The organism is Sphaerobacter thermophilus DSM 20745, assembly GCF_000024985.1.
In the GTDB taxonomy this organism is placed as follows: domain Bacteria; phylum Chloroflexota; class Chloroflexia; order Thermomicrobiales; family Thermomicrobiaceae; genus Sphaerobacter; species Sphaerobacter thermophilus.
In genome coordinates this window covers 770188-784912 of record NC_013524.1, presented here as the reverse complement: position 1 = coordinate 784912, position 14725 = coordinate 770188, and the positions used below count along the sequence as shown (strand labels likewise).

Genomic DNA, 14725 nt, shown 5'->3' with positions numbered 1-14725 from the left:
CGGGCGCCTGACATCACATGAGCACCGAAAAGTTACGGGAATGCAACCTTCCGGAGTCAGGAGCCCTCGAGGAGGCGAGCCGCCTCGCTCGTCGAGCCGCGACCGCCGACCAGGGTCACCGCGTCGCCCGGCTGCAGCACAGTATCCCCGTGCGGGATGACCTGCCGCCCGTTGCGGCGGACGAGGAGGATGAGCACGTCGCGCGGCAACGGCACCTCGCGCAACGGGCGTCCGACGACTCCATCGCTCCCCACCACCACTTCTATTACGTCGGCGCCCTGGGCTTGGACTTCGCTGAGGAGCCGGAAGAGCGTGGGGCGGCGCACCAGGTTGGCCAGGATCATCGCCGTGGCCCGCGCCGGGTTCAGCACCTGGATGCCGGCCGCCTTGAAGCTCTCCACCGCCTCCGGGTCGTTGACGCGCGAGACCAGCTTCTGCCGGCCGAAGCGCGTCCGGGCGATCTGCAACGCGAGCAGGTTGTCCTTGTCCGACCCGGTGGTGGCCACGACCGCCTTGGCGTGGGTGATCCCGGCGCGCTTCAGAACCTCGGCATCGGTTCCGTCGCCCAGGACGACATGAGCGCCGAGCTGCCGGGCCCGTTCGGCCACGTCGGGGTCCTGCTCGATCACCGTGATGTCCTCCCCGGCGTCGAGGAGCTCCTTCGCCAGCATCCGCCCGACCTTGCCGCCTCCGATGATGAGCACGTCCATCGGTATGACCCCCAATCGCTGAGCCAACCAGCCCGCGTAGCTCGCCTGCACGGCGATGGTGATGACGATCGTCAGGAAGACGAGGCCGAGCAGCGCCGGAGCGCCCGCTACGCCCGCCGCATCCAGGTTCAGGGCCACCAGGGTGGCCAGCGAGGCCGCCACCACCCCCCGCGGCCCAATGGCCGCCACAAAGGCACGCTCGCGCCAGGAGAGCGCCGAGCGCAGGGTACTGAGGACGACCCCCGCCGGGCGCACCAGCACCATCATCAGCAGCACCGCCACCGGGCCACGCCAGCCGAGTTCGCCCAGGTCCGACGGATCCAGCGTCGCGGCCAGCAGCAGGTACACGGTGGCGATGACGATCATGGTGATGTCGCCCTTGAACTCATGGACTTCCTCCCGGTGGGGGAACTCGGCGTTCCCGAGGAGCAGCCCGGCGACCACGACGGCCGCCAGCCCCGTCTCCGGCATCACCGACTCGATGGCCGTATAGATCGCCGCGGCCCCGGCGATGGCCATGATCCGCGCCACCCGGCTCGGCTCCTCGCCCAGTCGCCGCAGCACTAGCAGGAGCAGCACGCCGCCGACGGCACCCCAGGCCGCCCCGATCAGCAGGCGCGTCCCCGCGTGGATGGCTGCGGCCCCCAGGTCGAGGTCCGACGCCCGGATGATATTGAAGACCACCAGCGCGATAACCGCGCCGATCGGGTCGACGATCACGCCCTCGCCGGCCAGTGTGGCCCGCACACGGCCGCGCACCCGCACCCGCTGCAGCAGCGGCGTGATCACGGTCGGCCCCGTCACCGACACCAGCGCGGCGTACTGGATGGCCAGCGGCCAGCTCAAGCCGGCGACGCCGCGTGCCACCAGGGCGCCCCCGACGAGTGTGACCAGCACGCCCAGGGTCACCAGGTTGCGGACCGGCGCCTGGACCTGACGCAGGTAGTAGCCCTCGAGCGAGAAGGCGCCCTCGAACACGATGATAGCGACCGCGAGCTGGACGACCGCGGTCAGGGTGTCACCCAGGTGATTGGTCGCCAGCAGACCGAAGACACTCGGCCCCAGCAGGATGCCGATGCCCAGGTAGAGCAAGATCGACGGGATCGGGGTGCGGAGCGCCAGCACCTGCACCACCGCCGCGGCGACCAGGATGCTCGTGCCGGTGATAACGAGTTGCTGTGTGAGTTCCACGCGGCGTCGTTCTCCTTCGCAGTTCGCTTCGGTCACTCCTCGAACCCGAAAGCCGCAATGCTATCGCACCACCCCGGCCAGAACCAAGTCGCCGCAGGCTCGCCTGCACCCTCTCCACCACCAGCGCGAAGAACCGGCGAAAAGCCGATGTCCTGAGCCATTGCCCGTGAGCGGTGGGTCCCGTAGACTCTAGAATCCGGCATGCCGGACCGGTGGGGGACACGCTCGCATGACCTCGTGGCAACGAACGCTTTATGCGCTGTGGTTGGCACAGACGCTGACCATCATCGGATTCAGCCTGCGCACTCCCTTCCTTCCTCTTTTCCTCGGCGACCTTGGTGCCGAATCGATGGAGCAGCAGGCCCTCTGGTCGGGACTGATCAACGGGGGCGGGGCCGCCATTATGGCCGTGACTGCCCCGCTCTGGGGCTTCGTGGCCGACCGCTACGGCCGCAAGCCGATGGTGCTCCGCGCCATGTTCGTCGGCTCTTGCACCATTGGGCTGATGGCCCTCGCCACCAGTCCGTGGCACCTGCTGGCGCTGCGCTTCGTCGAAGGGGGGTTGACCGGCACCGTCACCGCGTCCACCGCGCTGGTCGCCACGACCGTGCCGAAGGAGCGCCTGGGCTACAGCCTTGGCCTGATGCAGATGGCCATCTTCTCCGGCTCGTCGGTCGGCCCGCTGCTGGGCGGCGTCCTGGGTGACACGATCGGGTACCGCCCCACTTTCGTGCTGGCCGGCTCGCTCTTGTTCATCTCGGGCGTCCTGGTCCTCGTCCTGGTGCAGGAGAACTTCGAGCGACCCGTCCCGCGCGACGAGGATGCCTCCGAGCGCGTGTCAATGCGAGCATTGCTCGTCGCCCCCGCGATGCTCGCCATGATCCTGGTGCTGTTCGGCCTGCGCGCGGCCAGCAGCGCCATCCAGCCGATTATGCCTCTGTACGTCGAGCAGCTCGCCAACCGCGCCAGCGGCGTCGCCTCCCTCGCTGGGATCACGATGGGGGTGATGGGCCTGACCAGCGCCCTGGCGTCGGTGCTGCTCGGGCGCGCGGGTGACCGCTTCGGCACCCGGCCCATCCTGCTGGTCAGCATCGTGCTGTCCGGACTGCTCTACCTGCCGCAGGCAGGGGTGCAGTCGGTCGGGCAGTTGATCCTCCTGCAGGCCGTCTTCGGGCTTGCAGTCGGGGGCGCCCTACCCACGGCCAACGCCATCGTCGCCCACCTGACCCCGCCAGAGCGGCGCGGCGCCATCTACGGCTTCACCGCGGCGGCGACCTCCCTCGGCGGCTTCGTCGGTCCGCTCGGTGGTGCGAGTCTTGCGGCAGCAATCAGTATCCGAGCGACGTTCCTGGTTATGGGAGCGCTGCTACTGGTAATAGGGCTGTGGGCATGGCGAGCCATTCCCGAGCGGATTGGCGTCCCGGCCACACCCGGGTCGTCACGGACCCTCAACCGATCCGGTTCACTGCGCTGATCCGGCGATCCCTAGGACAGGGGGAGCCAGGGGAAGACGATCAGCCTCGGGCCGGATCGGTTGATAGTACCTGGCGACGAGTGGCCTGGGTGCAATCACGTCGACGACTGGCAACCATGCCTTCACGGCGAGTGAGAGGAGGGGCGGGGATGGCCGTCCCCACGCGGCGCACCGCGTGAGGATCCTCCACGACACATCAGTTCCACTCGTACAGTTCGGTGTCCTTCTACCGGGGTTGATCGCCCCCGCCTCCCGGCGGGTGGAGGAAGGAGCACTCGATGGCCAGTCCGACGACCCTGGGCAAGACCGGATGGCGTGCCACCATCTGGGGTGAGTTGCTCGCGGAGTTCCTCGGCACGTTCATCCTGATCATGTTCGGTGATGGTGTAGTTGCAATGGCTGTGGCTGCCCTGAACTCCTCGGGACGGGCCGCCGAGCCGACAACGATCTTCCTCGCTTCTGGCGACTGGCTTCTGATCACCTGGGGATGGGCCCTGGCGGTGACCTTCGGGGTGTATGTGGCGGGTGGCATCACCGGCGCTCACATCAACCCGGCGGTGACGATCGCCTTCGCCGTCAAGCGGGGTTTCCCCTGGTCGAAAGTGCCCGGCTACATCATCGCCCAGATCCTCGGTGCCTTCGTCGCTGCCGCGCTCGTGTTCGTGAACTACCGCGACGCGATCGGCGCCTTTGAGAGCGCATCCGGCATCGTCCGCGACGGCGAGGGCGGCAACACGACCTTCAGCATCTTTGCCACCTTCCCGGCACCGTACTTCGGTGACAGCCTGATCGGTCCATTCATCGACCAGGTGATCGGCACCGCGCTGCTGGTGCTCCTGATCCTGGCTGTGGTGGACACCCTCAACCTCGCGCCGCGGTCGAACCTCGGGCCGTTCATCGTCGGCCTGATCGTCGCGGCGATCGGTATGTCCTACGGCGCCAACGCCGGGTACGCCATCAACCCGGCCCGCGACTTCGGGCCGCGGCTGTTTGCCTACCTGGCCGGCTGGGGCCAATGGGCGTTCCCCGGCATCAACTCCTACTGGTGGGTGCCGATCGTCGGGCCGATCGTCGGCGGCGTGATCGGCGCCTTCATCTACGACGTGTTCATCCACGACGTGCTCAAGGCCCGCGGCGTGCAACCGGCGCCCGACCTGGAGGTCGAGGGCCGGGCCGTCGAGGAGCGCCCTGAGGAAGAGCGCCCCGAGGAGCGCGGCCGCGCCGCACCGGCCGACTAACCGACATCGCATGAGCTGCACCGGCCGGTGACCGACCGGCCACCGGCCGGTGCTCCTCCGGCGTCGACCGCAGCGAAGGAGTTCTGCATGAAGAAGCTCATCAACCGCCCGGAGGATGTGGTCCGTGAGGAACTCGAAGGGATGGCAGCGGCCCATCCCGATCTCCTGCGGGTGGACCCGGAACTCCAGGTCATCATCCGCAAGGATGCGCCGATCGAGGGCAAGGTCGGAGTCATATCGGGTGGCGGCAGCGGCCACGAACCACTCCACGGCGGCTTCGTCGGCATGGGAATGCTCGACGCCGCCTGCCCGGGAGCAGTCTTCACCTCGCCGGTGCCCGATCAGATGCTGGAGGCCACCAAGGCGGTCAACGGCGGCGCAGGCGTGCTGCACATCGTGAAGAACTACACCGGCGACGTCATGAACTTCGAGCTGGCTGCCGAGCTGGCTCAGGCCGAGGGCATCGAGGTCCGCAGCGTCATCATCAACGATGACGTAGCCGTGCAGGACTCGCTCTACACCGCAGGGCGCCGCGGTGTCGGCGGGACCGTCCTGGCCGAGAAGATCACCGGCGCGCTCGCCGAGCGCAAGGCGAGCCTCGACGAGGTCGAAGCCGTCTGCCGTAAGGTCAACGAGAACGTGCGCAGCATGGGCATGGCGCTGACGTCCTGCACCGTGCCCACCGCCGGGAAGCCGACCTTCGAGCTAGGCGAGAACGAGATGGAGATCGGCATTGGCATCCACGGCGAGCCTGGCCGGCAGCGCCTCCCCCTCGCCTCGGCCGATGAAATCACCGAGATGCTGGTCACGCCGATCCTGGAGGACCTGCCGTTCCGCCGGGGCGATCAGGTGTTGGCCTTCGTCAACGGCATGGGCGGTACCCCGCTCATGGAGCTGTACATCGTCTTCCGCCAGCTACACCGAATCCTGAGCGACCGCGGCATCACCATCGCTCGGTCCCTCGTGGGGGACTACATCACCTCGCTCGAGATGGCAGGCGTGTCGATCACCCTGCTGCGGCTCGACGACCAACTCATCGACCTGTGGGACGCGCCCGTCCACACCCCCGCGCTGCGGTGGGGCGTGTAGGGGCGCCTGGCGTGTTGCGTGTTTCGTGGTCCGTGATCCGTCTCGCTCTGCTCTCCCCTCGGGGGCTCTCGCCGCGGGAGCCGGGGTGACAGGGACGAAGCACGCAGCACGGAGCTCGAACAGAGGATGCACCGTGGGGAACAGTGACGCGATCACTCTGGAGATCCTGCGCCGCATCACGGAAGTGATGCGAGAGAACGCCGAGGAGTTGACCCGCCTGGACTCGGCGATCGGCGACGGCGACCACGGAACCAACATGGCCCGTGGCTTCAACGCCGTCCTGCCGAAGGTGGAAGCGATGGCCGGGCAGCCCCCAGCGGCGCTGCTCAAGACCACCGCCACCACGCTCATCTCGACCGTGGGCGGCGCCGCGGGACCACTCTACGGCACCGCCTTCCTCCGCGCCGCCACCGCGCTCGACGGGAAGAACGACATCGACGAGCGCGACGTGCTGGCCGCGTTCGATGCGGCGCTTGAGGGGATCAAGGCGCGGGGTAAAGCCAGTCCTGGTGAGAAGACGATGGTTGATGCGCTCACCCCGGCTGTCGACGCCCTACGCGCCGCGGTCGAGCAGGGCCTCGATCTGCCCACCGCGCTCGACCACGCCGCGGCGGCGGCCCGGACCGGGATGGAGGCAACGATCCCGATGCTGGCCACCAAGGGACGGGCCAGCTACCTCGGAGAGCGCAGCATCGGCCATCAGGACCCCGGTGCGACCTCGTCCTACCTGATCGTGCAGGCGATCGCGGATGTTGTTCGCGAGAACAGCGGGTAGTGCGTGGCACGTCATGCGTCATGGACCATACACGTTGCGTGTTTCGCACGCTATGGCCCTCACCCCCAACCCCTCTCCCAAAGTGGGGAGCGGGGAGCCAGACGCAAGCCGGGATACGGAACACGCAACACGCACCGCGTACCGACGCATGACGTATGACGGCTGACGAAAGGAGCCCGACCGTGGCACAGGCGGTATTGGCACTGGACCAGGGGACAACCAGCTCACGCGCTATTCTGTTCGGCCATGACGGCCGCCCGATCCTCGCGCGGAACCAGGAATTTCCTCAGATCTACCCACAGCCAGGTTGGGTCGAGCATAGCCCGGAGGACATCTGGAACTCGCAGGTCGCCGTCGCCAAGCATGTGCTGGAGAGCGGTCGTGTGGCGCTCGAGGACGTGGTCGCCATCGGCATCACCAACCAGCGCGAAACGACGCTGATCTGGGAGCGTGACACCGGCAACCCGGTGCACAACGCCATCGTCTGGCAGGACCGGCGCACCGCTGCCATCTGCGATCAGCTCAAGGCTGCCGGCTGGGAGGAGCAGATCCGCGACAAGACCGGACTGGTCATCGACCCCTACTTCTCCGGTACCAAGGTCAAGTGGCTCCTCGACAACGTCTACGACCTCCGCGCGCGCGCCGAGCGCGGGGAACTCGCCTTCGGTACGGTGGACACCTACCTGATCTGGAAGCTGACCGGCGGGAAGGTCCACGTCACCGATTACTCGAACGCCTCGCGCACGCTCCTGTTCAACATCCACACGCTCGACTGGGATGACGACATCCTCAAGGAGTTCGGCATCCCCCGGGCGTTGCTGCCCGAGGTGCGCCCGTCGAGCGCCGTCTACGGCGAGACCGATCCGAGCATCTTCGGCCGCGCGATCCCGATCGCCGGGGATGCCGGCGACCAGCAGGCCGCCACCTTCGGTCAGGCCTGCTATCAGGTCGGCATGGCCAAGCAGACCTACGGCACCGGCAGCTTCATGCTGATGAACATCGGCGACAAGCCCCAGCCCTCGAAGAGCGGCCTGCTCACCACCATCGCCTGGGGTGTCGACGACAAAGTCATCTACGCCCTTGAAGGCTCGATCTTCATCACCGGGGCGGCCGTCCAGTGGCTGCGCGACTCGCTCCAGATCATCAGCAACGCGGCCGAGTCGGAGGTGCTGGCCACCCAGATCGGCTCGAACAACGGTGTCTACTTCGTCCCCGCCTTCGTCGGCCTCGGCGCCCCCTATTGGGACGCCTACGCCCGCGGCGCTATCGTCGGGCTGACCCGCGGCGCGGGCCGTGCGGAGATCGCTCGCGCCGCGCTGGAGTCGGTCGCCTACCAGACCCGTGACGTGCTGGAGGCGATGCAGACCGACACCGGCATCGAGTTCAAGGAACTGCGCGTGGACGGCGGCATGGTCGCCAACGACTTCCTGATGCAGTTCCAGGCCGACATCATCGGCAAGGCGGTGGAGCGGCCCGAGGTGGCGGAGACGACGGCGCTCGGCGCGGCCTACCTCGCCGGTCTGGCCGTCGGCTTCTGGAAGGACGAGCAGGACATCGCCCAGAACTGGCAACTCAATCGTCGCTTCGAGCCGCAAATGAGCGAGGAAGAGCGCGAGCGACTCTACACAGGTTGGAAGCGCGCCGTCGAGCGCGCCCGCGACTGGGAGGTTCGCGAGTAGCACGGCGCGCACCCGGTCGGGATCAGCAGGGGCGGGGTTTGGCCTCGCTCGGAGCAGCACGGGTGCCCGATGTCTGCCAGGGGCGGGTTTCGAACCCGCCCCTGGTGGGCGCCAGAGTCGGCGTCAAAGGGCTGTCCGTGGGTGAGTGGGTGAGGAGGATCTATGCCGGTCGGTCTGGTCATCGTCGCGCACAGCCAGCGGCTCGCCGAGGGTGTGCGCGAGGTGGCGCTGCAGATGACGGGTGGCAGCGTCACCATCGAGGCGGCGGGCGGCGTCGCCGGCGGTGCCCTGGGCACCGACGCCGAAGCCATCGCGCGGGCCATCGCTGCGGCCGACAGCCCGGACGGTGTGCTCGTCCTGATGGACCTCGGGTCGGCGGTGCTGAGCACCGAGATGGCAGTCGAGATGCTGGGCGACAGACTGCAAGGGCGTGTCGTGCTGAGCGACGCGCCCCTGGTCGAGGGTGCGGTGGTCGCAGCCGTTGAGGCCTCGATCGGGCGCTCCCTGGATGAGGTCGCCCAAACGGCGCTCGACGCCCGACAGATGACCAAGGTGAAGCGATGACCGAGGCACGCCTGACCATCACCAACCCGGTCGGCCTGCACGCCCGGCCGGCCGCGCTCTTCGTCCGCACCGCGGCCGGCTTTCAGGCCGCGGTGCGTGTGCGCAACCTGACCCGCGACCCGGAGCGGGAAGCCGACGCCAAGAGCATCCTCAGCCTGATGACGCTCGGGGTCGAACACGGCCATGAAATCCTGATCCGGGCCGAAGGGCCGGACGAGGAGGCCGCCATCGCCGCGCTCCGGGACCTGGTCGAAACCAACTTCCGCGAGTAGCCCGGGCGGGTACAGGCAGCGGCTGGAACACCACCTGCGAGCAGCTCCGGTGCGGGCGGCGACGCGGTGACCACGAAAGGCGGAGTCATGGCCGAACGGAGACTGCGCGGGACCCCGGCGGCACCTGGGGTCGCGGTGGGGCACATCGTCCGCTACGTTCCTGCCCGCGCCACAGTGACGGCGACCACCCTCAAGCCGGAGGAGATTGACGCCGAGATCGCACGGCTGCACGACGCCGTCGCGCGGGTTCGCGAGCGCATCGACGCGGCGCGCACGCGGGCCGCCGTAACCGCCGGGGCGCAGGAAGCTGCCATCTTCGACGCGCACCTCCTCATGCTCGAAGACCCCGCCTTCACCGGCGAGATCGAGCGCCGCATCCGGGAAGAGCGACAGCCGCCCTCGCGCGCCGTCGAGGAGACGGCAGCCGCGCTGCGCGAGCAGTTCGCCCAGATGGATGACGAGTACCTGCGCGCCCGCGTGGCCGACATCCAGGACATCGCCACCCAGCTCCTCCGTGCGCTGGCAGGAGACGAGCCCGCCCGCCCACCAGAGTTCCCGGAGAACACCATCATCGTCGCCGAGGAGTTGCTCCCCTCCGACACCGCGCTCTTCGACCCCGACCGCGTCGTGGCGCTCGTCACCGAGCGGGGCAGCCGCACCGCGCATGTCGCCATCCTCGCCCGGGCGCTGGAGATGCCCGCCATCGTCGGGGTTGCCGGTTTGCTGGCCCAGGCGCAGGAGGGCGAGGGCGCTATCGTCGACGGCGACTGGGGCGAACTCATCCTCTCACCCGACACCGACACGCTCCCCGGCTACCAGGCCCGCCTCGATGTCGCGCGACAGGAGCGTGCCCGGCTGCGCTCGCTGCACGCCCTTCCGGCCGACACGCTTGACCGCGTCCGCATCACGCTGCTCGCCAATATCGGCACGCCACGGGAGGCTGAGATCGCCCTGACCCACGGCGCGGAGGGCGTCGGCCTCTTCCGCACCGAATTCCTCTTCCTCGACCGGCCCGAGCCGCCGAGCGAGGAGGAGCAATACCAGGCCTATCACCACGTCGTCGAGGTGATGGCGCACCGCCCGGTCGTCATCCGCACGCTCGACGTCGGCGGCGACAAGCCGGTGCCCGGGGTGCAACTCGAACCGGAAGCGAACCCCTTCCTCGGCACCCGCGGGCTGCGTCTCTCCCTGCGCTACCCGGACCTGTTCCGCACCCAGCTCCGCGCGATCCTGCGCGCCGCCGCCCACGGCAACGTCCACATGATGTTCCCGATGGTCGCCACCGTGCAGGACATCTTCGAAGCCCGGCAGATCGTCGAGGAAGTCAAGGACGAGCTGAACGCCGAGGGCATCCCCTACGCCGACGACCTGCCGATCGGCATCATGGTCGAGACACCCGCTGCCGCAGTCGCCGCCGATGTGCTCATCCGCGAGGTGGACTTCTTCAGCATCGGCACCAACGATCTGGTGCAGTACACCCTGGCGGTGGATCGGACCAACGCCGACCTCGCCCGCCGCTACGACCCGCTCGACGTCTCGGTCGTGCGGATGATCGCTCAGGCCGCCTCAGCCGCCACTGGCATCGGGAAGTCGGTCGCCGTCTGCGGCGAGATGGCAGGCGACCCGGAGGCAATCCCTCTGCTGCTCGGGCTGGGCATTCGCGAACTCAGCATGACCGCCACCAGCATCCCCCGGGCCAAAGAGATCGTGCGTAGCCTCCGCATCGCCGACGCCGAACAGGAAGCCCAACGCCGCATCATCGGCGGGCTGAGCGACTGAAGCACGTGCCCGGGGGTGAACCCCCCGGCTGACAACGAAAGCCGGCTAAAGCCGGCTGGCGACCAGTCTTGGAGTGCGGCGGCTCTCGCCGCCGCTTTGGTACCGCGCGGCATCAGCCGTGCGCCGGGGGTGGCCGCGACGGCGTCGGGACACGGGATCGGTGGCATGGAGGCGCCGCGCCGCGGTTGGTTCCGCGCTGGCGTCGGATCGCGGGTTTGGTGGCGTAAGGATCACGACGTCGTGGTCGGTGCCCGGGGGTAACCCCCCGGGCTGAAGATGGAAAGCCCACTGAAGGGGCTGTGATGGCAACATTCAGGCGAATCCGATTCGGCCACCCACCGGGCTCAGCGCCCTAAGTCCCTTCAGTGGACTTCGCTTCCTAGCCCGGGGGTTTACCCCCGGGCACTAACCGGGCGGCGGGCACCTATCACCCGGGGGTTAGCCCGGCTTAGTCCCAGCCGGCTTTAGCCGGCTTTCATGGTGAGCCCGGCGGCTTCAGCCCCGGGCACGTACTAGCACGCTAGACCCTTCCACCACTCCGTCAGACCGCGACCGCCCCACCACCCTGCCCCCGCGCCGCCGCGTGCCAGAGAGCACCACCACCGCTCGCGCCGCGGCGCGGGGCGGTGTACTATGCCCGCGGTAGGGACCGGTTCAGAATCTGGAGGAGGATGGTATGGCGGTCGAGCGCGCAGCGACGCAAGGAACGCGGGGCGGGGTCGATCCGGCTCTGCTCAAGGCGGTGTCCTGGCGTCTGATCGGCCCGTTCCGCGGCGGCCGGGTCGTGGCCGTAGCGGGCGATCCGGTCGACCCGCGCGTGTTCTACTTTGGTGCCTGCGCCGGGGGTGTCTGGAAGACGGTCGATGGCGGGCTGACCTGGGAGAACGTCTCCGACGGCTACTTCACCTCCGCCGCTATCGGCGCGATCGCGGTCGCCGAGTCCGACCCCAATGTGATCTACGTGGGCACCGGGGAGACAACCATCCGCGGCAATGTCGTCGAGGGGGACGGCGTCTACAAGTCGACCGACGGCGGGCGCACCTGGCAGCATCTCGGCCTGGCCGACACCCGCGCCATCGGCCGCATCCGCATCCACCCGCAGAACCCGGACATCGTCTACGTCGCCGCACTCGGTCACGTCTTCGGGCCGAACGAGGAGCGTGGCGTTTTCCGCTCCACCAACGGTGGGAAGACCTGGGAGAAGGTGCTCTACCGCAGCGAGCGGGCCGGGGCGGTCGATCTCTCGATGGACCCGAATAACCCGCGCATCCTCTACGCGAGCATCTGGGAGGCCCATCGCACTCCCTACTCGCTGGTGAGCGGCGGGCCGGAGTGCGGGCTGTTCCGCTCGACCGACGGCGGGGACACCTGGGAGGAGATCACGCGCAACGAGGGGCTGCCCAAAGGGATGATCGGCAAGATCGGCGTGGCGGCCTCGGGTGCGAAGCCCGGCCGCGTCTGGGCGCTGGTCGAGGCCGAGGACGGGGCGCTCTTCCGCTCTGACGACTACGGGCAGACCTGGCAGCGCCTCAGCGAGAGCCCCAGCCTGCGGCAGCGCCCCTGGTACTACATGCACGTCTTCGCCGACCCGGTCGATCCCGAGACGGTCTACGTCTTGAACCTCGCCATGCTCCGGTCCACCGACGGCGGCCACACCTTCCACGGCATCCCGACCCCGCACGGCGACAACCACGACCTCTGGATCGACCCGAAGAACCCGCAGCGGATGATCAACGGCAACGACGGCGGCGCCTGCGTCAGCTACAACGGGGGCGTGAGCTGGTCGAGCATCTATAACCAGCCGACCGCGCAGTTCTACCATGTGACCACCGACACCCGTGAGCCGTACCGGGTCTACGGCGCACAGCAGGACAACACGACCCTCTCCGGCCCCAGCCGCTCCGACAGCGGCGCGATCACCAACGGCGAGTGGTACCCGGTCGGCGGCGGAGAATCCGGCTACATCGCCGTGCGGCCGGACGACCCGAACATCGTCTACGCCGGCAGCTACGGTGGGCACCTGACTCGCTACGACCACCGCACCGGGCAGAAGCGCAACATCATGGTCTGGCCGGAGAACCACATGGGCTGGGCCGCGAAGGACCTCAAGTACCGCTTCCAGTGGACCTTCCCGATCGTCATCTCCCCGCACGACCCGAACGTGCTCTATGTCTGCTCCAACCACGTCCACCGCAGCACGGATGAGGGGTCGAGCTGGGAGACGATCAGCCCGGACCTGACCCGCAACGACACGAGCAAGATGGGTCCCTCCGGCGGGCCGATCACGCGGGACAACACCAGCGTCGAGTACTACGGCACCATCTTCGCCTTCGCCGAGTCGCCGCTGCAGCCGGGTCTCCTCTGGGCCGGCTCGGACGACGGACTGATCCACGTCTCGCGCGACGGCGGGCAGACCTGGGAGAACGTGACGCCGCCCGACCTGCCGGAGTGGGCGCTGATCTCGATCATCGAGCCCTCGCCCCACGACCCGGCCGTGGCCTACGTCGCCGCGACACGCTACAAGCTAGACGATCGCACCCCCTACCTTTATAAGACCCGCGACTACGGCCAGACCTGGACCCGGATCACCGACGGCATCCCCGAGGACGACTTCACGCGGGTGATCCGCGAGGATACCGAGCGACCGGGGCTCCTCTACTGCGGCACTGAGAGCGGGCTCTACGTCTCCTTCGACGACGGCGGGTACTGGCAGTCGCTCCGGGGCGACGGCAAGCCTGGAAACGGGAAGAGCCTGCCCGTCGTGCCGATCCACGACCTCGCGGTGAAGGGGAGCGACCTCATCGCCGCCACGCACGGCCGCTCGTTCTGGGTGCTCGACGACCTGTCTCCACTGCGCCAGATGCGGGCCGAGATCGCGGAGCAGGAGGCACACCTCTTCGCGCCGCGACCGGCGATCCGCTACCGCGGCGGCCTCCGGAACTTCCTGGAGCCGGGCGTGACCGGGCGCGAGTACCTCTCGACCGGGCCGGCGCAGGTCATCCAGCGCCGTGAGGGCAAGCGGGAGGAGTTCCTCAACGCCGGGGCGAACCCGCCCGGCGGCGTGGTCGTCACCTACTGGCTCAAGGAGAAGCCGGAGGGGGAGGTCACGCTGACCTTCCTCGATGCGGACGGCAACGAGATCCGCACCTTCACCAGCGAGGAGAAGGGTTCCGAGCCGAAAGGGGACGAATCGGAGGCCAAAGGGCACAAGCCGAAGAAGAAGGAGCCGCGGGTCCCGAAGGAGGCCGGTACGAACCGGTTCGTCTGGGATCTGCGCTACCTCGATGCGCGCGACACCGATCCCCCGGCCATCCTCTGGGCCGGCAGCCTGCGCGGACCGCTGGCGCTGCCGGGCCAGTACCAGGTGCGCCTCACCGTCAATGGGCAGAGCTACACCCAGCCGTTCGAGGTGAAGGTGGACCCGCGGGTCACCGTGAGCCAGGAGGACCTGCAGGCGCAGTTCGACCTGCTGCTGAAGATCCGGGACAAGCTCTCCGAGACGCACGACGCCATCATGCAGATCCGTGACCTGCGGAGCCAGGCCCGGGAGTGGCAGCAGCGGGCGAAGGAGAGCGCCGAGGGCGACGCGATCGCCTCGGCCGCGGAATCGCTCATCACGGCATTGACCGAGATCGAGGAGGAGTTGATCCAGGTCAAGGCCAAGGAGATCGAGGACCCGCTCAACTTCCCGGTGAAGCTCAACAACAAGCTCGCCGCGCTCGCGGCCATCGTCGACAGCGCCGACGCCGCGCCGACCCGGCAATCCGTTGAGACGTACGAGGAGCTGACCGCGGCGATCGACCAGCATCTCAAGCGTCTGGCGGAGATCGTCGAGCACGACGTGACCGCGCTCAACGCCCAGATCCGCGAGGCTGCCCTGCCCGCGCTGGCGCCGAGGCCGCGCGAGGGGCGCTAACGCAGTCGGCCCCGGCCCACCTGGGGCCGGGGCCTTTC

The 14725-nt window shown here is 68.5% G+C and carries 10 protein-coding genes; 9 read left to right on the top strand and 1 reads right to left on the bottom strand.

Going from position 1 to position 14725, the window contains the following annotated elements; translation table 11 throughout:
- Nucleotides 1-56: 56 nt before the first annotated feature.
- Complete coding sequence (locus tag STHE_RS15635) at nt 57-1901, bottom strand: cation:proton antiporter domain-containing protein (protein WP_012873561.1); 1845 nt, start codon at nt 1899-1901, stop codon at nt 57-59.
- Nucleotides 1902-2130: 229 nt separating this feature from the next.
- Here STHE_RS15635 and STHE_RS15630 point away from each other — a divergent pair, with 229 nt between their 5' ends.
- The 9 genes from STHE_RS15630 to STHE_RS15590 all read left to right on the top strand — a co-directional run bounded on the left by STHE_RS15630 (nt 2131) and on the right by STHE_RS15590 (nt 14687).
- On the top strand, nt 2131-3375 hold the full coding sequence (locus tag STHE_RS15630; RefSeq protein WP_012873560.1) for an MFS transporter: 1245 nt from the start codon (nt 2131-2133) through the stop codon (nt 3373-3375).
- Nucleotides 3376-3653: 278 nt separating this feature from the next.
- A complete protein-coding gene (locus STHE_RS15625; protein WP_012873559.1) occupies nt 3654-4613 on the top strand; it encodes an MIP/aquaporin family protein in 960 nt (319 codons plus the stop codon).
- Between the two features lie 87 nt (nt 4614-4700).
- Nucleotides 4701-5702 carry a dihydroxyacetone kinase subunit DhaK gene (gene dhaK, locus STHE_RS15620; protein ID WP_012873558.1) on the top strand — a complete coding sequence of 334 codons (1002 nt, stop codon included), beginning with the start codon at nt 4701-4703 and terminating at the stop codon, nt 5700-5702.
- Between the two features lie 133 nt (nt 5703-5835).
- Complete coding sequence (gene dhaL, locus STHE_RS15615; protein WP_012873557.1) at nt 5836-6477, top strand: dihydroxyacetone kinase subunit DhaL; 642 nt, start codon at nt 5836-5838, stop codon at nt 6475-6477.
- A 182-nt stretch (nt 6478-6659) separates the two neighbouring features.
- A complete protein-coding gene (glpK, locus tag STHE_RS15610; protein WP_012873556.1) occupies nt 6660-8156 on the top strand; it encodes a glycerol kinase GlpK in 1497 nt (498 codons plus the stop codon).
- A gap of 162 nt (nt 8157-8318) precedes the next feature.
- On the top strand, nt 8319-8720 hold the full coding sequence (gene dhaM, locus STHE_RS15605; RefSeq protein WP_012873555.1) for a dihydroxyacetone kinase phosphoryl donor subunit DhaM: 402 nt from the start codon (nt 8319-8321) through the stop codon (nt 8718-8720).
- Nucleotides 8717-8992, top strand: coding sequence for an HPr family phosphocarrier protein (locus STHE_RS15600; RefSeq protein ID WP_012873554.1), 276 nt, complete (start codon nt 8717-8719; stop codon nt 8990-8992). Before dhaM ends, STHE_RS15600 begins: the two co-directional genes overlap by 4 nt.
- A gap of 87 nt (nt 8993-9079) precedes the next feature.
- Nucleotides 9080-10771: a phosphoenolpyruvate--protein phosphotransferase gene (ptsP, locus tag STHE_RS15595; protein WP_012873553.1), complete on the top strand. Its 1692-nt coding sequence runs from the start codon at nt 9080-9082 to the stop codon at nt 10769-10771.
- 676 nt (nt 10772-11447) lie between these two features.
- The gene (locus STHE_RS15590; protein WP_012873552.1) at nt 11448-14687 is read left to right on the top strand and encodes a VPS10 domain-containing protein; all 3240 of its coding nucleotides are present in this window, start codon (nt 11448-11450) and stop codon (nt 14685-14687) included.
- Nucleotides 14688-14725: the final 38 nt, after the last annotated feature.